Genomic DNA, 22,458 nt, shown 5'->3' with positions numbered 1-22,458 from the left:
CCAATTATATTTGTATAACGCGCTCTGGCCGATTTTTATTTTTATCATAATCCCTCAGTATAAATCGATTGGTTTTATACAAACAGTTTCTCTAGTCATTTCTATCGCGGTTTTTTATTTTGTTGGAGTATGGGTTGATAAGTTTAATAGGAATAAGTTGATATTATTGGGCAGCATGTCCAATACTATCATAGGGGTTGTTCGTGTTTTCGCAAACTCTTTTACGCAAGTTTTTGTTTTTAACACCTTAGCTCTTTTTACTAATAATTTAAAAGGAGTCCCTTTTGCTGCAAAGTTTCAAGAGCATATGGATACTGAAGCTCGAACAGAATACATGTTTTTATTTGATATTGGCGGTACGACTATTACGTTGATTGCTCTTCTGATATTGGCGATCTTGTTCAGTTCAATGCCTTTAAAAGAAAGCTTGATTCTCGGTCTTATTATCGCTTCCGTCTCTGGCTTATTTGTTAATTTTGTGAGAAAATAGGCTTACTTATTTAACCAAAGCATATTTATTATTATGAAAAAACTACGCATCGCGCAAATTGGGACAATTTTATAAAATACGAATAAGATAAAAAATAAAAAACAGCTTTTAAAAGAAGCTAAATTACTGATGAGCGAGGCTTAACTATTAAAAACTAAATAATAAAACTATGGAAAATGGAAAAAGATTTGAAGAAATGTCAAACGAAGAATGGAAAGAACATTTAGCAAGGGTTCGCGGAGGACATGAAGCAGAACCATATGAAATTAGAGATCTCGAGAAAGAGAATAAGGCGGTGAATATAATGGGTGATAAAATCGAAGATAGTAATGGGAATGATGCGGAATTGATCGAGAGGTTAAATAAAGAATATAATGAGAAATTAGACGAAGAATTTAAAAATGAAATAGAAGGCGTTAAGGAATTTGTTGATAAGCTCAATAAATTTCAGTATGGAGGAAATCTTAACGGGAAGGAAATTTTTGATTTTATGAGTAATTTGATAAGACTGGATTCAAAAGACCATGGAAAGTTTTTAAAATTTATTAAGCTACCAATATTAAATGATACTATTTGTCGCGAGGATGAACCGCTTTGGAAGAATAAGATGCTCGATAGTATGGTTGATTATTTGCGCGAGAATAAAATAAAAAGTGAAACAGAAACAATATTTAAAATTATTAATCTTTTACACTCAGACTCCTCAGATATACAACTTTATACATACGATTCTGCGAATGATGAAAATTTAAAATGGCTTGGCCTAGAAAGACAAGAAAGGTCGCATATTACAAAAGACTGGGACGAACGCGGAAAAGATTTAAAAAGAAGTAAGAAATACGGGCCGATTGCTCCCATTGTAAAAAAAATAAGCAATTTGGGCAAAAAATAAAAAAAGCAAGCTTTAATACTTGCAGGTTGTGTTTTCGGGATTGGGATTCCATTTAACCCTGGAATCATAATTATAGGTTTCAGCAACCCTTTTAAAATTCTTGATAATTTGCGGCAGTTTTGTTTCCAATTCGTGATCACCGGCTGGGGACAGAAGCACGGTAAGCATATCTTTCTTGAAATAGTTGGGACTTGAAAGATATATTAATTCTGCTCCTATAACCGCGGGTTTATCAAAATATTTTATACCCATATTTTTTGCTTGTTCTCTTAATTTTTCAATAATTTCTTCCGAAAAATCGTTTCTCGATGTTATTTTTTTATCTATTCCTTCCAGTTGCCATGCTAATTTAATTGCCTCAATATGCAACTTTGAATATTTTCTATTCATATTTTTTCCTCCTCTGTATATTTATAGCTTTGTTCTAATCGCGTTTCTCTTGTCAAAATAGACAAAAGAGATGCCATTTTTCCCAAAGCCATAAAATTTTTAAAAGAGCAATTTATTTCTGTCATCCTGAATTCATTTCAGGATCTAAAAAAGTCACCATAGCGTTCAATAGAATCTATAAAAATGTAAGCAAGTATTATAGATTCTGAAACAAGTTCAGAATGACAAACAATTTTTATATTTAATCTTAGCATAAAATTAATAATATGTCAATAGGTAAATCAAAAAACGGCAAATCAAAAAAACTTCGTATCGCGCAAATTGGGACTCTTTGGGAAACTACTCCGCCGTCTTTGTATGGAGGGACTGAGAGAATCACCTCTGTTTTAACTGAAGAATTAGTGCGTCGTGGTCACGACGTGACACTGTTCGCCACCGGAGACTCAAAAACATCAGGAAGGTTGGAATCCGTCTATCCTCGCGCTTTGTATCGGGATGGAGTTCCTTGGACAAACTCGCTGTATTCATTGCTTCACATTACCAATGCTTTTGATAAAGCAGATCAATTTGATGTTATTCATATGCATTTTAACAATAGAAATGACTATATCGCTTTGGCGCTTGCTGCTACTGTTAAAACCCCTACAATTTTTACTATTCATTTTGTTTTGCCGGAAGAAAACGATTCTGTGAAACAAGATAGGCTGTTTCTCTTGAAAAAATATCAAAAACATAATTTTGTAACCATTTCTCGCGCACAACAAACTCTAAAATTCTTGAATTATGCCGGCATGGTTCATAACGGGCTTAATTTTTCCGAATTTAAATTTAACGATAAACCGGAAGAATATTTAGTTTGGTTGGGTAGAATAACTCCTACCAAAGGTACTGCTGAGGCGGTTCAAGCGGCCATAAAAGTAAAAACGAAATTGATTCTCGCAGGTAAGATTGATTCGGCCGTTCCTGAGGATATAAGATATTATGAAGAAGATATTAAACCATTTATTGACGGTAAGCAAATTAGTTATATAGGAGAAGTGGAAGATAAGGAAAAAATCAAACTTTTACAAAGTGCGAAAGCATTACTGAATCCTATAAAATGGAATGAACCTTTTGGCCTTGTGACGATTGAGGCGATGGCTTGCGGGACACCAGTGATTGCTTTTGACCGGGGGCCGATTCGCGAGCAGATTGTTGATGGCGAAACAGGTTTTATTGTAAAAAATGTTGATGAAATGGTTGAAGCCGTCAGTAAAATCAATAATCTTGACCGTAGGAAATGCTATGAACGAGCAAATAAATTTTTTAGCGCCAAGGTGATGGCGGAAGGGTATGAAGATGTTTACAGAAAAGTAATCGCTTCCGCTTCTTAGCCTCTGACTAAAGTATAAAATTTATAGGAAAATAATCTGTAAAACATATTTATGAAAAAACTTCGCATCGCGCAAGTTGGAGCTATTTGGGAAACCACTCCGCCGCCGCTTTATGGAGGGACAGAGAGAATTGTTTATAATTTAACCGAAGAACTGGTGCGGCACGGGCACGACGTGACTCTTTTTGCCACAGGCGATTCAAAAACTTCAGGAAAATTGGAATCAGTTTATCCCAGAGCTCTTTATCGCGATGGAATTCCGTGGAGCAATCCATTATATCCGCTTTTGCACATAACAAACGCATTCGACAAAGCCGATCAGTTTGATGTTATTCACATGCATCTGAACACTAGGCAAGACTATGTAGCGCTTGCGTTTGCCAGTTGGATTAAAACTCCGGTTGTGGTCACAATTCATTTTGTTATGCCGGGAGAGAACGATCCGGCAAAACAAGACAGATTGCTTCTTTTAAAAAAATATAAAAAAAATAATTTTGTCACTATTTCTAATGCGCAGAGAACTTTGAGTTTTTTAAATTACGCGGGCACAGTTTATAACGGTCTTGATTTTTCTGAATTCAAGTTCAACCCTAAGCCGGAAAATTATTTGGCGTGGCTGGGAAGATTTTGCCACGATAAAGGCACATACGAAGCGATCCAGGTCGCCAAGAAAACCGGCATGAAATTAATAATGGGTGGAAAGATCGACTGGGCCAATGAGGAATACAAGAAATATTATGAAGAAAAAGTAAAACCGCACATCGATGGAAAACAAATTGTTTATTTAGGCGAGCTTGGTGATAAAGAAAAAATTGAGCTTCTAAGGAATGCTAAAGCATTATTGAATCCGATAAACTGGAACGAACCGTTTGGCCTTGTGACTATCGAAGCCATGGCTTGCGGCACGCCGGTAATCGCTTTTGATAACGGACCGGTCAGGGAACAGATCATTGAAGGAAAAACCGGATTTATCGTCAAAAATATCGATGAGATGGCGGAAGCGGTCGGAAAGATAGGCAAAATCGACCGCGCTTTTTGCCAGAAACACGCGGTCCAACATTTTAGCGCCAAAGCGATGGCTGAAGGATACGAAAGAGTGTATGAGAAAGTTTTAGCTAGTTATTTGAAAAAGGTTTAATTTTTTGTAAGGCAAAGCTCGCCAATTATTTTTGCTTGTATAGGGGTAACCCCTGAATCCCCTTGTACAATCAAAAATAAATTGGCTTCGCTTTTAAGATATGCCAATAGATTTAATTTATGCGAGAAAACGAATTTAAAACTGAAAAAGAAAATGATATGGAAAAAGAAATTAGTAAAGAACAAGCCAAGGAGCTTTTAGCATTTATTGAAAAAAAATGGGATGATTTTATTTTTGAAGCTAAAAACGCTACCAGGGATAGCGATAACGCCGACGATATCTTGTATTTGCCGGAAAAATACGTCGCTCCCAATCAAGAAAAATTCAATACGATGTTCTATTGGGACAGTTATTTTATAATAAAAGGACTGAAAACCGAGGAAGGCAGGCAGGATTTGATCAAGGGTATGGTTGACAATTGCTTATATCAGGTAGAGAATTATGGCAAGGCGCTGAACGCGAATAAGAAAAAATGGTCTACCCGTTCGCAAACGCCGTATTTAGCGCCGATGATCAGGGACGCTTATGAAGATTCTCACGATAAAAAATGGCTGGAAAAAGCTTTTGATTTGGTAAAAAAAGAGTATAATGAATACTGGCTGGACGGATCTCATTTAACGCCTTCCGGTTTAAGCCGTTTTTACGATGAAAGCGGCGATAAGCCAATTGGAGATTATAAAAAACCGCATACTTATAAATCCCGCGCCGAAGCGTCTTGGGATATGTCGCCGAGATTTGACGACGAAGATGTCCATGACTTGTTGCCGATAGACTTAAATTGCAATTTATATCAATACGAAAAAGAATTTGAAAAATTTGCCCAAGAACTTGGCCAGGAAGATGAGGCAATGATTTGGAATAAAAAATCGGAAGAAAGGAAAAAAACTATCAACGAATTGATGTGGAGCGAGGAAGATGGTTTATTTTATGATTATAATTACAGAACCGGCGAGCAAAAAAAAATAAAATCATTGGCCGGCTATCAGGCGATGTTTACGGGATTGGCCAGCCAGGAACAAGCGGAAAAAATGAAAGATAATCTTAAAATTTTTGAGACCAAAAAAGGCTTGGCCGCTTGTGATAAAGATTATGGCTATCAAGACCGGCAGTGGAATTATCCGATAGTTTGGGCTCCGCTTCAGTACGTAGCGGCCAAAGGAATGGAAAAATACGGGTACGCGAAAGAGGCAGAAAAAATAAACAAAGATTTTGTGAAACTGGTTTACGATAATTGGAAAAAAACCGGGAAGATCTGGGAGAAATACGACGGCGAAGAGGAAAGCGGCGAAAAAGTTCCTTTTGACAGGTATCCGCCCCAATCCGGTTTTGGCTGGACCAATGCAGTGGCAGAAGTGTTTATAAAGGAAACCCATAAAATGTAAGTATAGTTATAAAAGACATTCCTAATATTTAGAACCGTTTTAAAATTTAAAATTTATAAAACTACAATGTGGACAAGAGACTCGCTTAAAGAGGTTATTAAAGAAAAATTAAAAGATCATATGTTCGTGGTCATTTCCAACCGCGAACCTTATAGCCATATTTACAGCGAAAACAAAATAAAGTGCATTCGGGCGGTAAGCGGAGCGGTAACTCCTTTGGATTACATCATGCAAACCACAAAAGGAGTTTGGATCGCTAACGGCAGCGGTGATGCGGACAAGGAAGTAGTCGATAAAAACGACGAGATAATGGTTCCGCCGGAAAACCCCCGCTATACTCTTAAAAGAGTCTGGCTTAGCAAAAAAGAGCAGGATTGTTATTATGACGGGTTCTCAAACGGCACTCTTTGGCCCCTTTGCCATTTGGCTCACGTTCGGCCTAATTTTAATCAGGCGGAATGGGAGTGTTACAAGAAAGTAAACGAAAAATTCGCCGAAGCTGTTTTGAAAAAAGTGGGTTCGGCTAAGGCGTTTATTTGGATCCAAGATTATCATTTTGCGCTGGTCGCAAAATATCTCAAGGCGAAAAGGCCGGATTTGATCGTGGCGCAATTTTGGCATACTCCCTGGCCGGCTGCCGAAATTTTCAGGATTTGTCCTTGGAAAAAAGAAATTTTAGAAGGACTTTTGGCGAACGATTTGCTGGGATTCCATCTGGGTTATTATTGCACCAATTTTTTTAACAGTATTGCCAAAGAGCTTGAAGCGAAGGTAGACCACGAGCGCTCGGTGGTTTCTTACAAAGACCATAATACTATAGTAAAAGCTTTTCCAATCGGCATAGACTATGAGTTGATCAATTCGCTGGCGGGCAAAAGCCGGAAAACCAGGCAGAAGCTGACCGAAAAATATATCAGCAGTAATTACAAATACTTATGCTTAAGCGTTGAGAGGGTTGATTATATCAAAGGAACGATCGAACGCCTCAAAGCTATTGACCGGTTTCTGGAAAAATATCCCGAGTATCAGAAAAAATTCGTTTATTTGGGAATTGCTCCGCGTTCCAGGATGCGCATTCCTATGTATCAAAATTTACTGAAGGATATTAAAAATTTGGTTGAAAGGATAAACTGGAAATATTATTCCAGTTCTTGGTATCCGATAAGCTTTACCGATGATATATTCAGCATCGAAGAGCTCATTCCTTTCTATAAAAACGCCGATATTTGCATGGTTAATTCGCTGGACGACGGAATGAATATTGTGGCTAAAGAGTTCGTTGCCGCCGCTGATCCGGAAAAAGGCATGCTAGTGCTCTCGCATTTTACCGGTACGGCCAGAGAGTTAAGCGATGCGGTGCTGGTGAATCCTTATGACGTTGATGAGATGGCGGATGCGATCAAGAGTGCTCTGGAGATGCCTGCCAAAGAACGAGTTGAACGCATGAATAAAATGAAAGAGATCGTTAAAGAAAAGAATGTTTATCGGTGGGCGTCAAAATTTATTTTGGAGCTATCGAGCTTGAAAGTACCGCCCGGTACTCCCAAGTAGGCAAGGTTAATAATTAAGTTTCCTTATTTTTGCAACATTTACGAGCAAGGGATTGGAAAGGATATTGAATGAAAAAACTAAAAATCGCGCAAATCGCGCCAATGTGGGTTTCGGTTCCGCCGGCCAAATATGGAGGAACCGAGCTGGTAATTTCTTCTTTGACCGAAGAATTGGTGCGCCGCGGACATGAGGTTACGCTGTTTGCCAGCGGAGATTCAAAAACATCGGCTAAACTCGTTTCTATTTATCCCAGAGCTCTTCTAAGGGATAAAATTCCATGGAAAGAAACTTCTTATGATATGATGAACGTCGCGAGAGCTTTTGAGCGCGCGGATGAGTTTGATATTATTCACTCTCACGTTGATCTTTACGACCAATTTTTTATTCCTTTGATCAAAACGCCGGTAATAAGCACGATGCATAATAATATGCATACCAAGAGAAAATACGCCGGCAGGATTTTTACCTATCGCCATTACAGAAAAAATAATTTCGTGTCGATCAGCTTCAAGCAAAGAGAGAACTCCATGATAAATTTGAATTTTGTCGGCAATGCTTACAATGGGCTGGATCCAAAAAAATATAAGTTTAATTTAAACCCCGACGATAAGTTTATTTGGATTGCCAGGATTGACGAGGTGAAAGGAGTTTTTAACGCGGTTCTCGCGGCCGAAAAAATAGGAGCGCGTTTGGATATCGCCGGACGGATCGATATTGCGAAATTGGATTTTTTTAATACTCAAATCAAGCCGCGCTTGAATAAAAAGATAAGATATGTCGGCGAAATAAACCAAAAGCAAAAGTTCGAGTTTTTCTCTAATGCCAAGGCTTTGCTGTATCCGATCGAATGGGAAGAGCCGTTTGGCCTGGTAATGATCGAGGCGATGGCTTCCGGCACGCCGGTGATCGCTTTTGACAGAGGTTCGGTGAGAGAAGTGGTAAGCGAAGGCAAATCCGGTTTTATAGTCAAACCATTGGATAAAAATAAAAAAACCAACATTGACGGATTGGTAGAGGCAATGAAAAAAATCAACGAGATCGACAGGTCAGCTTGCCATCAGTATTTTTTGGATAATTTTACCGCTTCAAAAATGACCGATGCTTATGAAAAAATTTACGAAAAAATACTTAGTAAAAATAAAAGCTTTTAATAAATAATTTCACGCTCTCAGGAAGCGTGAAGTAAATGATAAAAATATGGAACGAGAAAAAAGAGGCAGGGAAGATTATTCGAAATTTCAATTCCCTGAAGAATTTTTTGAAGAGGAAGGGAAGGGAAAGAATCCTGAAATTGCTGAAATCGATCAGGAAATAACGCTTGAAGAGCTGGAAATAAGACCGGAAGATATAAAAGGCATTGAAGCTCAGATGGAATCAGAAAAGAAAAAAGAGGGGACAGAGGGCAAACAAAGCTTGGCTTTTGAAGCCTCGGCGCTTGCTCGTCTAAGAAAAGAAGCGCCGGAAGCCGGAATAGAAAAAGTAGAATTGTCTGAAGGGGATATTAAGAATTGTAAGGAAAGAATGGAAAAAGACATTGAAGATGCTGTTAAGGCTAAAACCAAAAAAGTTGAGGAAGATTGGATGAAAGAGAAGCGAAAAGTAGGACGAATACAGACAGATGAAAATACTCCGGAAGAACAATTTCAATTGTCGGAGCGAATTAAAAATGAGATCAAGTCAGAACAAGCATGGATCCGGGAATTTCAATCAAGTTATTTAAAGGATATTTTGAATGAGAAAGAATTCAAGGAGAGTAGTTTTGAAATTGGCGAAAAAGAATGGAAAGAAATGGTTAAAGATTTGGGAGATCTGATCGGTAAAAAAGACTGGCATAAGGTTATCCCGCGTATGGGGCATATGAATAATCTTGATCCGGAAAAATTTGGCGATATCTCCCGATCTTTGTTCGATTCGAGCGATAAAGAAGGTATGCTGGAACATATTGAGGAATTGAAGGGTGACGAGGCGGCCGGGAAGAAAGTAAATGCATGGGAATTGGCTTCAAGGATCAGATATGTGGCAGAGTGTTTCCCTGAGCTCAGAAGCCGGATAAAACTTGATGATAAAAATTGGGAAAAAATGAATGATCTGCTTGATAACGCCAGAAAAAAAGGCGACTACTGGAAGTTTTCTTACCAGGGATGCAATATGAAGATCATCGAAAATATGGTTAAGCTTGGAGAAATTAAGGCTGTTAAAGGAAAGATCGAGAAAAAAGATTCAGCCGCTGAATAATAACCATAATGATCATGCGGATAAATTTCATCTCCTCTTCGCGAAAAAGAGGAGATGCGCCGTGTTTGGATTAATTAAATAATTTAATGATTTCCAGAGGTGGTGGAATGATTCAATTCCATTATTTTAGGTCTTAATAGCTATTATGGCAAAAAAACTATCCGAAGTCGAAGCAATACTAAAAAAGCAAAAATTAGTTGAAGTTGTAAATGTCAGTTCCCGATATCACAATTATGCTTCTGTCTGCCTGAACCGAAAAAAAGAAACGGTTTACATAAAAATCCGCCTTTATCCGAAGTTGGTAAGCCATAAAAGTTTTATCAAAGAGGTGATACTTACGAAGTTTTTGTCAGAAAATTTTTTTCATAATAAGTTTTTTATTACGCCTAAATATTATAAAAGCGAAATCGTGAAAAAACCGGAGTGGATGATCAGAGAATACACGGAAGGGAAAAGAATGGGCGATGTATGGGGATTCAGCCGGGAATTCGTTAAAAAAATATCGCCGGAAGAAATTTCAAATTTTTTGGATTTCGTGCGCAATGATATTTCGGATAAATTCAATCGTCAAAAAAAAGACGATAATTATCGGTTGTTCGAAAAACACAATGTCACCACGTATAAAAAATATTTTTTAGATTATCTGCGCGTAGCCAAGAAATTCATAAACGCCAAACAGCAAAAAAAAGTTTTGGAGATATTCGATAAGTATGAAAAATTTTTGGAAAAAAACAATAATTACTTGGCGCACGGCGATCTTCATCCGGGAAATTTTGTCTATAACAAGGGCAAGATAGTCGTTCATGACTGGAAATACGCTCACTTGGATAATCCCTATATTGATCTGGCTTTTGTGTGGTTCTTGTTCTGGCTTAATGAGGGTTGGAGAGAAAAGTTATTCGCTCTTGAGATGAAACGGGCTGAGAACAAAGAAGTATTTTTAAAGTGCTTCTTCCTCTCAATATTGAAATTAGCCCCTAAAATGATCACGATATTTATGCAATCATCGCATGCCAGCGAGAAAAACCGAAAGAAAGGAATAGCTAAAATTTTAACAGCTTTTAATCAAGCAATTAAAAATTTATAAAAATATGCGTATTGCAATGTTTTGCAGCGGGCGATATCCCACGCCTCCAAAAGAAGACGTGATTTTTGCTCCGCTTTGGATTGCCAGTTTTTTGGCCGACGAAATGGCGAAAAGAGGGCACGAAGTCACTTTATTTGGCGCCAAGGGCTCAAAGTCCAAGGGAAAAGTGGTTGATTTGGGATTGCCGCCGCTGGAAACGCATCCGACGTTGCCCGGGTGCATTGATATTCGGAAAGACCGGGTGATCAATTTTTACGAGCAAATATACGTATCGGAAATTTATCGGCGCGCCCAAAAAGGAGAGTTTGATATTGTGCATATCCATCCGGTTGATATCGCCATTAATTTCGCGGTCAACAGTTCAGCGCCGACGGTTTTTACTCTTCATGACCCGATCTCTTGCTGGAGAAAATTTGTCTATGAGCTTTATTCAAAGAATAAGAATATTAATTTTGTTTCGATCAGCGATTCTCAGCGCGGGCCGAGCAAGAAAATAAATTATGCCGATACGGTCTATAATGGCATTGATATTAAAAAGTATGAATTTGACGGAGAAGGCGGGGATTATTTGTTTGAAGCGTCGCGTATTGTGCCGTTGAAAGGGTTTGATCTGGCGATAAAAATCGCTCAAATGTCCGGAATGCCTCTAAAAATTGCCGGAGAAATTCTTGATCCTGTTCATTGGGAAGAAAAAATCAAACCGTTTATCGGAGGCGATATCAGCTATGAAGGAATGATCTCTCCCGTCGAACTTCCCAAGCTGTATCGGAAAGCGAAGGCTTTTATTTTTCCGATCCAGTGGGAAGAACCGTTCGGCTTGGTGATGATCGAGGCGATGGCTTGCGGCACGCCAGTCGTCGCATTTGACAGAGGCTCGGTCAGGGAAGTGATAAAGGATGGAGTAACCGGATTCATCGTTCCTCCGCTTAATAAAAAAGGCGAACCGAATATTGAAGGAATGGCCGAGGCGGTTAAAAAGGTCGATAAGATTGATCGGGCTGCTTGCCGGCGGCACGTGGAAGAAAATTTTACTTTGGAGAAAATGGTGGAAAAATACGAAAAAGTGTATGAAAAAATTGTAAAGAAAAACAAATAAAGATATAATATAAAAAGAATAAGGTTAAATTAAGAGCGTATATCTATCAAGCTTATGGATCGCAATGACACAAAACTTGAAGAAACTTTATGGATCGCGGGCGGCTATTATGTCGACTTTGACGAAATCGGGCAATTCAGGATCATTGGCCCGAATAATCATTTATATTGCGGGTTGATCGATATTCCTTTCCATAAAATAAAAATTAAAAACGTAGCCGAGAAAAACAATGTTTTATACGTGAAAGGGTTTTTTACCGCTTCCAGCATAAATTTATATTATCCGGCCATGGATGACATCAGGACGATGCGCCAGCTAAAAAAAGAAGGCAAAGACCACACGAAGTCTTTTTTGGAAATAAGGCGCGAATTTAAGCGGTCGATCCCGCAGTTTATTAAGCTTAAGAAGAACAATGGCGTTTCCAGCATAAGTTTCAGGCGGTTTTATGACGAAGATTTTTACTATGAATCAATTTTTGAATTTAACAAAAACATAAAAATAAAAAAAATCGTAAAACCGTATAAAGGGTTTGAGCTTTCGAGCAAAGAAAAGAAAATAAACTTTTTGATCAAGGCGTCAACCAATGATATTAATTGCAAAAAATTCGGCAATTTTTTTAATATCAAAGAGGAAGAGCTGGATTTCGGAGTTTTCGGGAAAAGGGAAGAATTGATAAAAAAAATATGGCTGAGAACGGAAAAAGAAATAAAGCATTTGATCAGCTGGAGTAAAACATCCGGGGATCGTTTCGGAACGATATTCCCGCGCGATTGGATGGAATCCGCCGATCTGGGAACTCACGACCTAAATGACGAGGTCAGGAGCTATATGTACGAAGCGTCGCTAAAAAATGTCAATAAAAAAGGCGAAGGGTGGCATGAGGATGTGGTCGGGGAATATAAATATGAATTTGAAATTGCCGGCAAAGATATTCTGGACCGGCATATGATCGATATCGAGCCGCACTATATTCTCGGAATGAAATTCTTGTCGAACGATTTTTTTCTCAATAAAGAAAACAGGGAAAAATTAAAGCTCACGGCCAATTATGTCGTCGAAAACGCCAGGGCGCATAATTATATCATTTTTAAAGAACTGCCTTCCAAACTGCAGAAACCCGGAGAAAAATATCAGAAGTCCGGCAATTGGCGGGATGGTTCCTGGGCTTTTAAAAAAATCGCCGAAGGGATCGCACCTTTTGATGTTAACGCGGTTTTTTACCCCGAAGCTCTGAAAGTGCTCAAAGATTTCCAGGAAAAACTGGGCATCAGGATCGCGGATATCGATAAGCTGATTTTGAAATGGCAGAATAAGAAAAAGGAGTATCTTTTTAAAAACGCTGACGGCAGGATCGCTTACGCGCTGGCTTTGTATAATTCAGAACCCAAGAGCAAAAAAAGCCTGTGGAAAAAAATGGAGGTGAACCATCTGGATGAGTCGTATTTGTATACTTACAGCATCGCGTCGAAAGAAGAAGCCGAAAGTTTTTGCGATCGTTTGCTGGATAAAAAGTATTTTTATACCGAATCAGGGCCGCTGCTTATCGCTAAAAATAATACTTACGGATATACTACGGCGGAGTATCACGGATTGGTGATCTGGGTCAAACAAACTGCTTTTACGATCTTGGCTTTAAGCCGGATTTTAAAAACGGCGATCATTGAGGAGTGGGACAAGGAATTGATCAGGAAGATCAAGAAGGCTATTTTGATAACCTCGGAAAATACTCTTGGCGCTTTTGAAAAAATGGGGTCTATCCCCGAGCTTTACTGGGATGATAATGGCAGCGCGAGATTGTTTTCCGATCAGCCGAACGTGCAAGTATCGCTTTCTAAGGTGCAGCTCTGGAGCGCGGTGGGTGCGCGGCGCATTATCAGGAAATATTATCAATTATTAACCGATTCAAGATATAAAATATGAGTAAAAATATTTATCTCGGCGTTGATGTCGGCGCGACTAAGACAATTTTTTTAACGGTGCAAATTAAAGGAGCGAAGTATAAGATTTTAGAAGCTATTAAGGTTGCGACCCCGAAGGTAGAAGCGGAAATTTTGGAAATGGTTGAGAAAAATTTTATGAACTTAGCGGAAAAATATAAAATCGGCGGCATTGGAATCGGATTTTGCGGACCGGTGGATTATAAAAAAGGCATAGCGATAAAAGGGCCGCGGCTGAGAACGGGCGAAATTGAATTTAAGAAAGATCTTGAAAAAAAAGTAAAAACTAAAGTCGCCGTTGACAATGATGTCAAATGTTTTCTTTTTGCCGAAAGTGCTTTTGGCAAGGCGCAGGGAAAGAAAAATGCGGTATTTTTGACCCTTGGCACTGGTATAGGAGGCGGGATAATAATCAATGGCAAGATCTATCGGGGGGCTGCCAATTTTGCCGGAGAATTTGGGCATATGCGAATAGGCGAGATTGGCAAGGAAGAAGACTTCGAGTTAATAAGTTCGGGGACAGGGTTGGTTAATGTTTATAAAAAAATTACCGGAGAAATTTTAAACAGTTTTCAGATCGTTGATTTGGCCCAAAAAAAAGATTTTAGCGCTTTAATGGCAACTGATGCTGTTTCGAAAACTTTAGGCATACTTTTGGCAAATATAATTCAAAGTTTAAATCCGGAAATAATCGTTCTTGGCGGAGGATTATCGGAAGTGGATTTGATTATCAACAAAGCCAAAGAATACGCAAAAAAGAAGGTTTTTTTGCCGGTTTTGGCTAAAACTCCGATCGTGGTTTCAAAACTTGGACAAAATGCCATTGCTCTCGGCGCGGCATGGATGGCGAGTGAAGCAACATGAAAGAATAGATTTAAACAAATGAAGCATCAAAATAAATATTTAGAAAAAATACAGGCGGAAATTGACTTGCACGGGTTTACCAAAAATGAAGCCAATATTGCTCTGGGCAATTTTTTAAAAGATGCTGAAAACAAGAAATATAAAAAAGTAAGAATAATCACAGGCAAAGGCTTGCATTCGGAAAGCGGACGAGGGGTATTGAGCGAATATATTAAAAAAGCCCTTGAAAGTAAGGGCTTAAAATATTCTAACGCTAAAATATCCGAAGGAGGAGATGGCGCGATCGATGTTGAATTGGATTAAAGCAATTTGACCGATAAAATTATTGACCAAAAGGTTTATGAACTGTATGGATTGATGGAGGAGGAGATTAAAATTGTTGAAAATAATAAAAATTAAAAAGGACAAGTCGCGATCTTATCCTTTTATTATTTTGCAATTTATCCCCGGGAGCGACGAGGATCATTGCCGTAGGAGTTGCGCCAGCCAATAGTTCCATCTAGGTTTTGAGCTAGAAGTTCCGCTTGGCTATTTTTGGCTACTTCAATTCCTTTTTCAACCGCTTCTGCTTTTGTTTCAAAAATTCCGGCTGCTCTTTCAGCCCCAACAGTTTTAACTTTCCAGCCCTCGTCAGAAGGGCTAATGAAGACCTGTTTTGACATAGCAATTATAGGTTATTAATCTTCACCTTAGATTCAGATTAGGTTAATTGGCTAGTTTCTAAGGAACTAGTAAGAGTGCACTTTCTACAGCGCATTTTAGCAGATATATAAACAGATGTCAATGAGTTTACGCACTTGACAAGTAGCAAGAGAAATAATATACTAAAAGTAGAATAAAATAAACGATATATATGCATTATGTACAACAAAAATTATTTAATCTTGCGGATAAAATAAACTTAAAACGAGACGGTTTAAGACAAATTGGTAGGTTGGTGGGCGAGCCTCATCCTTTTAAAATTTCTTATCATTTAAAAAAGTTAGAAGAAAATGGGTTTATAGTAATTGATAAAAAGACCGGGGGTATAAAAAGGATGAAAGAAGGCGAAGTTCAAAAAGGATTATTTATTACCATTCCTGTTTTAGGAGAAGCAAATTGCGGAGAAGCAACAATTTTTGCTGTTGAAAAAATTTCGGGGTACATAAGAGTATCAAAAAATATAATAAAAGTTGGCGATAAAATGTTAGCCGTTAAAGCTTCTGGTAATTCGATGAATAAAGCCAATGTAAAAGGACAAAATATTGAAGATGGTGATTATGTTATTGTGGATTATGGCGGACAACCTCAAAATGGAGACTATGTTTTGTCTATAATCGATGACTGTGCAAATATAAAAAGGTTTTCAATGGATTCAAAAAATAAAACAATATCATTATTTTCGGAATCAACGGAAAATCATCCGATTATATTTATTCACGAGAAGGATAGGTTTTTAATAAATGGTGTTGTAAAATATGTTATTAAGAAGCCAATAGTAAGTTGGTCAAAATAATATTTATGTCGAAACAAGAATCTAAATCATGGAATAATGTTCCATTTAAAACATGGGAGTACGAAGAACAAACAAAAATGAAGCATAGGGTTCTTAGTTATTATTTTCCTCAATGGTTGCAAATATTGGGTAAATGGAATAAGGGACTAAATTACATTGATGGTTTTGGGGGAATAGGAGCATATCACACTAAAAAAGATATTGAAGCTAATAAATATTTATCTAATAATTTTGGTTCTCCCGTTGTGGCTGCTTTGCAAATTAAGAAGTTGATAGAAAATAGTAAAATCGGTAAAGCCAGCATTGTTATTATAGATGAAGATAAGGGAAATATACAAAACTTAAAGGAAGTTCTAGGGTACAACAAAGTAAATACTGAAAATATTCAATTTATAGAAGGGAATTTTGATCAAGAAATCAATAGAATTTTAGATTCTTTTGAGAAAGAAGTGAAATCACTGGCTCCAACATTTTTTTTGATTGATCCTTTTGGTTTTTCTCAAGTAAAAATGGAAACAATTGCAAGAATTTTGAAACAACCTAAATCGGAAATAATTATAAATTTTATGTATAATGCAATTCAAAGATGGGTTAGTCATCCTAATCCTAAATTGCAAATTCATTACGATAATTTATTTGGCTGTAAAGAGTGGAAAAAATATATAGGTAAAAGGACAGATGAAAAAGAAAGATATTTAGTTAGTTTGTTTAGGAAGCAGTGCAAGGAGTATGGGAAGGCTAAATTTGTATATCCGTTCAGGTTAAGTTTTCCAGATAAAGATATGCCATATTATTATCTTTTTCATCTTTGCAATCATCAATTAGGCTGTATTAGGTTTAAGGATAGTTTTGCTAAGTTTAATATTGGAGATTTAGAATATAAAGGAAATGGTTTTAAACAAGAATCATTATTTAAACCTTTGGAAAAAAATCAAAAAAGAGAAATTTTTATTGATAATTTATTAAGTAAGCTTAAACGTAAAAAGATTTCTTATGGCAGTTTATTAAATTTAATTATTGATGAATGTGATTTTTTGGAAAGTGGGATTAAAAAGATATTACAAGAACTTGAAAAAAGTGGTATAATTAAAATAGATGGTAATGGAAGAACACGAAAGGGTGGTATTGACAATAGCGATATCATTATTTTTTAATAACGCATAATCTTATGCAAAAAATCACTCGCAAAACACTTTTATACAAAAGCGGTGTGGAATATGCTGACTATGGCTTAAATCATGTCGAAGGATGTTCTCATGGATGCACATATCCTTGCTATGCGATGATGATGAAAAAGCGCTGTGGAATTATTAACAGCTATAAAGAATGGTTAAAGCCTAAAATTGTTAGTAATGCTTTGGAATTGTTGGACAAAGAAATTCCCAAATACAAAAAAGACATAAAATATGTTTTTTTATGTTTTGCAACGGACCCTTTTATGTATAAGCAAAAAGAAATTTGTGATTTAAGTTTAAAAGTTACTGAGAGACTAAATAAAGATAATATAAAATCGGTTTGCATAAGCAAAGGCATTTATCCGAAACAATTGGTAAAAAAAGAAATTTATGGAGCTGATAATGAATATGGTTCAACAATAGTATCTTTATTGGAAGATTTTAAAAAAAAGCATGAGCCTTTTGCCGCGCCAATTAAAGAGAGAATTAAGGCATTAAAATTTTTGCATGACAGCGGATTAAAAACTTGGGTAAGTATGGAGCCATATCCTACGCCGAATTTTATCAAGCAAGATATAGAAGAAATTTTAAGAGAGATAAAATTTGTTGATAAAATAGTTTTTGGCAAATGGAATTATAATGGCATGGTTGGCTATTTTAAAGATTACAAAACTTTTTATAATGATTCCGCCTATAAGGTTATAAAATTTTGTGAAAAAAATAATATAAAATGCCATATTAAACAGGGTACAATAGATGATAATTCCATCTTAAAACAAAAAGAAAATACTAGTGAATTTAGAAAGTTATTATTACGGTATAATGCGGTTTAAATGATATTAAAAGGTATTATGTAGGATATAAATTAAAACAGGGCAAATAGCCCTGTTTTATAAATGATGATAAAAATTTGTTTATTATAAAATTATTTTCGCGAATTTTCTTTTTCCAGCTTTGATCACCATTCCGCTTTTAATTTCAATTGCCGTTTTCCAGTCAGAAATAATTTTGCTATCGATTTCCACGGCTTTGCCTTCCACCAATCTTTTGGCCTCGCTTTTTGAAGAAGCGAGTTTTATTTTTACCAGCAGATCCAGAATTGCCAGGGATTTTTCGCTGATCTTGATTTCCGGCATTTCGCTTGGCACTCCTTTGTCGCGGAAGATCTTATTGAATTCTTTTTCCGCTTTGGCCGCTTCGGCGGCTCCATGATACATTGTGACGATTTCTTTGGCCAGGCGGACTTTGGTGTCGCGAGGATTAAGTTTTTCGCTCACGATCCCTTTTTCTATCAATAATATTTCTTTTCGTGAAATTTGCGTGCAAAGAAGAAAATATTTCAGGATCAGCTCGTCCTTCATCGACATAATTTTTCCAAATTGTTCATTCGGATTATCGGAAATATTTATGACGTTTTCCCAGCTGGTGCTCATTTTGCGGTTATCAGTTCCTTCCAGCATTTGGGTTGTCATAATATCTTGCTGGTTTTGGCCGTAAAATTTTTGTATTTCGCGCCCGGCTTTCAAATTGAACAATTGATCAAAACCGCCGATCTCGACATCCGCCTTGATCGCGACGGAATCATATCCTTGCATTAATGGGTATAAAAACTCTCTTAAGCTTACTTCTTCGCCTTTCTCATCTCTCTCTTTGAAATTCCGGCGGGCCATCATTTGCCGGATGGTAAAAATTTCCGCCAGCTGTCCGATCTCCTGGAAGGTCAGTTTTGCCAGCCATTCGCTATTATAGCGCAATTCTACTTTTTCCATATCTAAAATCTTGCCGACTTGTGTTTTGTAATTGGCCATATTCTTTTTTATTTGTTCTTCGCTTAAGAACGGGCGCTTTGCCAGCTTGTCCGAAGGATCGCCGATTTGAGCGGTAAAGTCTCCGATTATCAGCACGATCTTATGTCCCAATTCCTGGAATTGTCGGAGTTTCCAGAGAAGGGAAGCTCTGCCAAGATGTATTTTTTCTCCGGTTGGGTCAATGCCGTGCTTGATCCTGAGTTCTTTTCCGTTTCTCAGTTTTTTTTCCAGGCTTTCACGGATAAAAATTTCTTCCACCCCGCGAGTTAAAAGCTCTTTGATCTTGTTGTCGTCAATGATAATTTTTGGCATAAATTTATTTTAATATTTTAACAAAACCCGAGATTATTTTTAGCATTATGTTCATATGCTGATCCGCCCACTGGCGGAGTTAATATGACTCCAATTTATCATAATTATTGATTCAAAGCAAGCTGACAGAGCGGATGGCTTAACTTGTTGTCAAAGCTTCGTTTTTGTTGTATTATTATTATTGTTTATGTATCAATTATGTTTTTATGGCAATACGAAAAAGATATCCCAGCAGAGGCTCATCATCAACGAACAGCGGGTTCTTTTTGAATATTAATCCGCTTAAAAGGCCTTCTCGCGGTTTCGGCCTCAGAAAAAAAAGAGGCATTGTAAAAACTTTGCTGATTTCGGCGATAGTTTTATTTTTTTTATCGCTAATCGGCGGCGCCGGAGCTTTTCTTTATTTTTCCAAAGATCTTCCTGATCCGTCCAGTTTAAGGAACCGAGAAGTGACGGAGTCGAGCAAGATATACGACGCTACCGGCAAGATTTTGCTTTATGAAATGCATGGCGAGGAAAAACGGACCGTTGTCAAGATTGGTCAAATTTCTCCTTATCTGAAAAACGCGACAATCGCGACGGAAGACAAGAATTTTTATTCGCACGAAGGAGTTGATTTAAAAGGCATTACCCGAGCACTTTGGCGGGGTATTGCGGCGCGCGATATGCAGCAAGGGGGTTCGACTATCACCCAGCAGCTGATTAAAAACTCCATTCTCAGTAAAGAGAGAACATATACCCGCAAGATCAAAGAATGGATCCTGGCGTTTCAGTTGGAAAGAAAATTTTCCAAAGACCAGATATTTGAAATGTATTTGAATCAAATCCCATATGGCTCAAATGCTTATGGGGCTGAAGCAGCCAGCCAAACTTTTTTTGGAAAATCCGCCAAGGATATGACTGTAGGCGAGGCTTCAATATTAGCCGTATTGCCTAAAGCGACAACCTATTATTCTCCATACGGAACTCGCCGTGAGGAATTGAAAACTCGCGCCGAAAAAGTCATAAAAGACATGAAAGAGCAGGGGTTTATTAGTGGCGAAGAAGCAAAAGCGGGGATTGAAGAGAATGCTTTGGAAAAAGTGCGGCCTTTCAACGATAAAATCATCGCGCCGCATTTTGTAATGATGGTCCGAGAATATTTGGCCGATAAGTATGGCGACAATGTTCTGGAAAAAGGAGGCTTAAATATAACCACTTCGCTTGATATGGAAAAGCAAAAAATTGCGGAAGATGCAGTGCTTAGCGGGGTTGAAAAAAATAGCAAGAAATACAAAGTTGGCAACGCCGCCTTGGTTGCCGTTGATCCCAAAACCGGATATTTATTGGCGTTGGTGGGGTCAAAAGATTATTTTGCGCCGGCGTCTTTGCCGGAAGGGTGTACGCCGGGAAAAAATTGCGTATTTGATCCGAACACAAACGCCGCTGTCTCTATGCTTTCTCCGGGGTCTTCACTGAAGCCTTTCGTTTACGCCGCTTTATTTAAAAAAGGATACACGTCCAACACGATTTTATTTGATTTGGAAACCGAATTCAATATTGCTTGCGATCCGCTTCATGCTCCTATTATTTCGGGAATAAAAGAGAAAGATTGTTATCATCCCGATAATTACGATTTGAAATTTAGGGGCCCGATTTCAGTAAGAAACGCTTTGGCCCAGTCTCTTAATATTCCGGCAGTGAAAGCGTTTTATCTGGCGGGTATGGATAAAAGCATCGAGACCGCCAATGATTTCGGAATAATTTCCATAGACAAAAAAAGAGACTCAAATCTTTCTTTGGTTTTGGGCGGAGGCGGAGTTAAACTTTTGGAAGAAACTGCCGCCTATGGAGTTTTTGCCAATGAAGGAATAAAAAAAGACCTCAAGATGGTTTTAAAAGTTGTTTCAAGCGATGGCACTGTTTTGGAAGATAATACCGCTGACAATCCCGGCAAAGAAGTTTTGGATAAAAATATTGCCAGAGAAATTACTGATGTGCTCTCTGACAATGAAGCGCGAACTCCGATGTTTGGCGCGGCCAGCCCGCTATTTTTTCCCAATCGTCCCGTGGCGGCTAAAACCGGAACAGCCAACGATTATCGCGCTGCTTGGACAGTCGGTTATACGCCGAGCTTGGTGGCCGGAGTTTGGGCGGGGAATAATGATAATTCTGAGATGAATCGCGCCGGCGGCGTTTCGGCGGCGGCTCCGATCTGGCGTAATTTTATGGATCGCGCGCTAAAAGATACGCCGGTGGAAGAATTCGTTAAGCCTGAAATTCCGATAACCGGAAAAAGCATGCTGGATGGGCAATTTGACGGCGGAATAACCGTGCTTATTGACAGAGCTTGCGGCGATAAATTAGCCAAGCCGGACGTTGCCATTGAAAGAGTGGAGCCGAGAAGTTATAAGCTGGCGCATAATATTTTGTTTTATGTCGACAAGGAAGATCCTCTTGGCCCGATCCCGGCTAATCCCCAGATAGACCCGCAGTATAATAATTGGGAAAATTCGGTTATGGAATGGGCTGCCACCAATGGTTATAAAAATGAAACCCCTCCCACGGAATATTGCGAAGTTCCTAATTTTGAAAAAGCGAAAGTTTCCATTATCGCGCCTTTTAACGGCGAAACGATTAGACCGATGACGGATAGCGCTTCTTCCGGTTCCAGTTTAAAAATCGCGGCAAGTATTTATTCCACGAGCGGAATAAATCAGGCCAATTTCTTTTTTGACGATAGTTTGATCGGGACCAGGTCCAGCGCGCCTTGGGAGGTAAGCTTGCCTCTGAATAAAAACAGCCAAAACGGCAATCATAAAATTTCCGTAAAAGTTTTCGACAGGTCAAATATTGAAACCTCCGACACTGTAAACGTGATCTTTGATCTCGATTTTCTCAATCCGGAAATTTCCGTAAAAGAACCGATTTGCGGAAGATATGATTGTTTTGTAAGCGCCACAGCCACTGATAGCGGAAGCGGCGTGGGAGGCGTGGATTTTTATTATCAAAGGACGGGAACAGGCGTAATTCAAATAATTAACGTTATGCCGATCGTGGACGGAGCTTTGTATCAAATAGTTTGGCCGATCGATATGCTGGAAAAAACGTCTTATGAGGTTTGGGCAAAGGCGGTTGATAAGCGGGGCAACGAAGCGGTAAGCGGAAGAAAGAGCGTGATTGTTAAATAAAATATATTTGTTTGAATGGTCCGGACTTCCGATAAAGTTGTTACTGTTCGAAAGTGTTTTTTGG

The 22,458-nt window shown here is 38.2% G+C and carries 20 protein-coding genes; 17 read left to right on the top strand and 3 right to left on the bottom strand.

From position 1 onward, the window contains the following. Nucleotides 1–490, top strand: a 490-nt coding sequence (locus Q8N37_03430; GenBank protein MDP3057544.1) for a hypothetical protein, incomplete at its 5' end; no start/stop codon positions are given. Nucleotides 491–659: 169 nt separating this feature from the next. Next, nucleotides 660–1,382 carry a hypothetical protein gene (locus tag Q8N37_03425; GenBank protein MDP3057543.1) on the top strand — a complete coding sequence of 241 codons (723 nt, stop codon included), beginning with the start codon at nucleotides 660–662 and terminating at the stop codon, nucleotides 1,380–1,382. 12 nt (nucleotides 1,383–1,394) lie between these two features. Here the strand turns inward: Q8N37_03425 and Q8N37_03420 are convergent, their stop codons facing one another. After that, nucleotides 1,395–1,772 carry a hypothetical protein gene (locus Q8N37_03420; protein MDP3057542.1) on the bottom strand — a complete coding sequence of 126 codons (378 nt, stop codon included), beginning with the start codon at nucleotides 1,770–1,772 and terminating at the stop codon, nucleotides 1,395–1,397. Between the two features lie 266 nt (nucleotides 1,773–2,038). Here Q8N37_03420 and Q8N37_03415 point away from each other — a divergent pair, with 266 nt between their 5' ends. The 11 genes from Q8N37_03415 to Q8N37_03365 all read left to right on the top strand — a co-directional run bounded on the left by Q8N37_03415 (nucleotide 2,039) and on the right by Q8N37_03365 (nucleotide 14,737). Further along, on the top strand, nucleotides 2,039–3,145 hold the full coding sequence (locus Q8N37_03415) for a glycosyltransferase family 4 protein (GenBank protein ID MDP3057541.1): 1,107 nt from the start codon (nucleotides 2,039–2,041) through the stop codon (nucleotides 3,143–3,145). A gap of 51 nt (nucleotides 3,146–3,196) precedes the next feature. After that, complete coding sequence (locus tag Q8N37_03410; protein ID MDP3057540.1) at nucleotides 3,197–4,282, top strand: glycosyltransferase family 4 protein; 1,086 nt, start codon at nucleotides 3,197–3,199, stop codon at nucleotides 4,280–4,282. A 119-nt stretch (nucleotides 4,283–4,401) separates the two neighbouring features. Then, the gene (locus Q8N37_03405; protein ID MDP3057539.1) at nucleotides 4,402–5,664 is read left to right on the top strand and encodes a trehalase family glycosidase; all 1,263 of its coding nucleotides are present in this window, start codon (nucleotides 4,402–4,404) and stop codon (nucleotides 5,662–5,664) included. A 66-nt stretch (nucleotides 5,665–5,730) separates the two neighbouring features. Continuing rightward, nucleotides 5,731–7,215, top strand: coding sequence for a trehalose-6-phosphate synthase (locus Q8N37_03400; protein ID MDP3057538.1), 1,485 nt, complete (start codon nucleotides 5,731–5,733; stop codon nucleotides 7,213–7,215). Between the two features lie 68 nt (nucleotides 7,216–7,283). Then, nucleotides 7,284–8,366 (top strand): glycosyltransferase family 4 protein, encoded by a 1,083-nt coding sequence (locus tag Q8N37_03395; GenBank protein MDP3057537.1) that lies wholly within the window; start codon nucleotides 7,284–7,286, stop codon nucleotides 8,364–8,366. Between the two features lie 46 nt (nucleotides 8,367–8,412). After that, complete coding sequence (locus Q8N37_03390) at nucleotides 8,413–9,450, top strand: hypothetical protein (protein ID MDP3057536.1); 1,038 nt, start codon at nucleotides 8,413–8,415, stop codon at nucleotides 9,448–9,450. 145 nt (nucleotides 9,451–9,595) lie between these two features. Then, a complete protein-coding gene (locus Q8N37_03385; protein ID MDP3057535.1) occupies nucleotides 9,596–10,537 on the top strand; it encodes a phosphotransferase in 942 nt (313 codons plus the stop codon). A gap of 4 nt (nucleotides 10,538–10,541) precedes the next feature. Beyond that, on the top strand, nucleotides 10,542–11,633 hold the full coding sequence (locus Q8N37_03380) for a glycosyltransferase family 4 protein (protein ID MDP3057534.1): 1,092 nt from the start codon (nucleotides 10,542–10,544) through the stop codon (nucleotides 11,631–11,633). Nucleotides 11,634–11,687: 54 nt separating this feature from the next. Further along, nucleotides 11,688–13,553, top strand: a complete 1,866-nt coding sequence (locus Q8N37_03375) for a hypothetical protein (protein MDP3057533.1) — start codon at nucleotides 11,688–11,690, stop codon at nucleotides 13,551–13,553. Further along, entirely contained in the window at nucleotides 13,550–14,434 is an 885-nt protein-coding gene (locus Q8N37_03370; GenBank protein MDP3057532.1) for an ROK family protein, read from the top strand. Before Q8N37_03375 ends, Q8N37_03370 begins: the two co-directional genes overlap by 4 nt. An 18-nt stretch (nucleotides 14,435–14,452) precedes the next feature. After that, the gene (locus Q8N37_03365) at nucleotides 14,453–14,737 is read left to right on the top strand and encodes a Smr/MutS family protein (protein ID MDP3057531.1); all 285 of its coding nucleotides are present in this window, start codon (nucleotides 14,453–14,455) and stop codon (nucleotides 14,735–14,737) included. Between the two features lie 137 nt (nucleotides 14,738–14,874). Here Q8N37_03365 and Q8N37_03360 read toward each other — a convergent pair whose 3' ends face one another. Continuing rightward, on the bottom strand, nucleotides 14,875–15,096 hold the full coding sequence (locus tag Q8N37_03360) for a DUF2188 domain-containing protein (protein MDP3057530.1): 222 nt from the start codon (nucleotides 15,094–15,096) through the stop codon (nucleotides 14,875–14,877). 191 nt (nucleotides 15,097–15,287) lie between these two features. Here Q8N37_03360 and Q8N37_03355 point away from each other — a divergent pair, with 191 nt between their 5' ends. The 3 genes from Q8N37_03355 to Q8N37_03345 are packed head-to-tail and all read left to right on the top strand — an operon-like array spanning nucleotide 15,288 to nucleotide 17,937. Further along, nucleotides 15,288–15,929 carry a S24 family peptidase gene (locus Q8N37_03355; GenBank protein ID MDP3057529.1) on the top strand — a complete coding sequence of 214 codons (642 nt, stop codon included), beginning with the start codon at nucleotides 15,288–15,290 and terminating at the stop codon, nucleotides 15,927–15,929. Nucleotides 15,930–15,934: 5 nt separating this feature from the next. Further along, on the top strand, nucleotides 15,935–17,083 hold the full coding sequence (gene tcmP / locus Q8N37_03350) for a three-Cys-motif partner protein TcmP (GenBank protein ID MDP3057528.1): 1,149 nt from the start codon (nucleotides 15,935–15,937) through the stop codon (nucleotides 17,081–17,083). A gap of 14 nt (nucleotides 17,084–17,097) precedes the next feature. Continuing rightward, a complete protein-coding gene (locus tag Q8N37_03345) occupies nucleotides 17,098–17,937 on the top strand; it encodes a radical SAM protein (GenBank protein MDP3057527.1) in 840 nt (279 codons plus the stop codon). Between the two features lie 84 nt (nucleotides 17,938–18,021). Here the strand turns inward: Q8N37_03345 and tyrS are convergent, their stop codons facing one another. Further along, nucleotides 18,022–19,224 (bottom strand): tyrosine--tRNA ligase, encoded by a 1,203-nt coding sequence (tyrS, locus tag Q8N37_03340; protein MDP3057526.1) that lies wholly within the window; start codon nucleotides 19,222–19,224, stop codon nucleotides 18,022–18,024. Nucleotides 19,225–19,430: 206 nt separating this feature from the next. Between tyrS and Q8N37_03335 the strand changes: the two genes are divergently transcribed. Next, a complete protein-coding gene (locus Q8N37_03335) occupies nucleotides 19,431–22,394 on the top strand; it encodes a penicillin-binding protein (GenBank protein MDP3057525.1) in 2,964 nt (987 codons plus the stop codon). Nucleotides 22,395–22,458 lie beyond the last annotated feature (64 nt).

The sequence above is a fragment of the bacterium genome (assembly GCA_030693205.1).
Classification (GTDB): Bacteria; Patescibacteriota; Minisyncoccia; order JAHIHE01; family JAHIHE01; genus JAHILZ01.
This window is presented reverse-complemented; position numbering and strand designations above follow the sequence as displayed.

Bases quoted from the DNA above. Each gene is read 5' to 3' on its own strand.
- Q8N37_03425 (MDP3057543.1), top strand. From the start codon at position 660: ATGGAAAATGGAAAAAGATTTGAAGAAATGTCAAACGAAGAATGGAAA.
- Q8N37_03420 (MDP3057542.1), bottom strand. From the start codon at position 1,772: ATGAATAGAAAATATTCAAAGTTGCATATTGAGGCAATTAAATTAGCA.
- Q8N37_03415 (MDP3057541.1), top strand. From the start codon at position 2,039: ATGTCAATAGGTAAATCAAAAAACGGCAAATCAAAAAAACTTCGTATC.
- Q8N37_03410 (MDP3057540.1), top strand. From the start codon at position 3,197: ATGAAAAAACTTCGCATCGCGCAAGTTGGAGCTATTTGGGAAACCACT.
- Q8N37_03405 (MDP3057539.1), top strand. From the start codon at position 4,402: ATGCGAGAAAACGAATTTAAAACTGAAAAAGAAAATGATATGGAAAAA.
- Q8N37_03400 (MDP3057538.1), top strand. From the start codon at position 5,731: ATGTGGACAAGAGACTCGCTTAAAGAGGTTATTAAAGAAAAATTAAAA.
- Q8N37_03395 (MDP3057537.1), top strand. From the start codon at position 7,284: ATGAAAAAACTAAAAATCGCGCAAATCGCGCCAATGTGGGTTTCGGTT.
- Q8N37_03390 (MDP3057536.1), top strand. From the start codon at position 8,413: ATGGAACGAGAAAAAAGAGGCAGGGAAGATTATTCGAAATTTCAATTC.
- Q8N37_03385 (MDP3057535.1), top strand. From the start codon at position 9,596: ATGGCAAAAAAACTATCCGAAGTCGAAGCAATACTAAAAAAGCAAAAA.
- Q8N37_03380 (MDP3057534.1), top strand. From the start codon at position 10,542: ATGCGTATTGCAATGTTTTGCAGCGGGCGATATCCCACGCCTCCAAAA.
- Q8N37_03375 (MDP3057533.1), top strand. From the start codon at position 11,688: ATGGATCGCAATGACACAAAACTTGAAGAAACTTTATGGATCGCGGGC.
- Q8N37_03370 (MDP3057532.1), top strand. From the start codon at position 13,550: ATGAGTAAAAATATTTATCTCGGCGTTGATGTCGGCGCGACTAAGACA.
- Q8N37_03365 (MDP3057531.1), top strand. From the start codon at position 14,453: ATGAAGCATCAAAATAAATATTTAGAAAAAATACAGGCGGAAATTGAC.
- Q8N37_03360 (MDP3057530.1), bottom strand. From the start codon at position 15,096: ATGTCAAAACAGGTCTTCATTAGCCCTTCTGACGAGGGCTGGAAAGTT.
- Q8N37_03355 (MDP3057529.1), top strand. From the start codon at position 15,288: ATGCATTATGTACAACAAAAATTATTTAATCTTGCGGATAAAATAAAC.
- tcmP (MDP3057528.1), top strand. From the start codon at position 15,935: ATGTCGAAACAAGAATCTAAATCATGGAATAATGTTCCATTTAAAACA.
- Q8N37_03345 (MDP3057527.1), top strand. From the start codon at position 17,098: ATGCAAAAAATCACTCGCAAAACACTTTTATACAAAAGCGGTGTGGAA.
- tyrS (MDP3057526.1), bottom strand. From the start codon at position 19,224: ATGCCAAAAATTATCATTGACGACAACAAGATCAAAGAGCTTTTAACT.
- Q8N37_03335 (MDP3057525.1), top strand. From the start codon at position 19,431: ATGGCAATACGAAAAAGATATCCCAGCAGAGGCTCATCATCAACGAAC.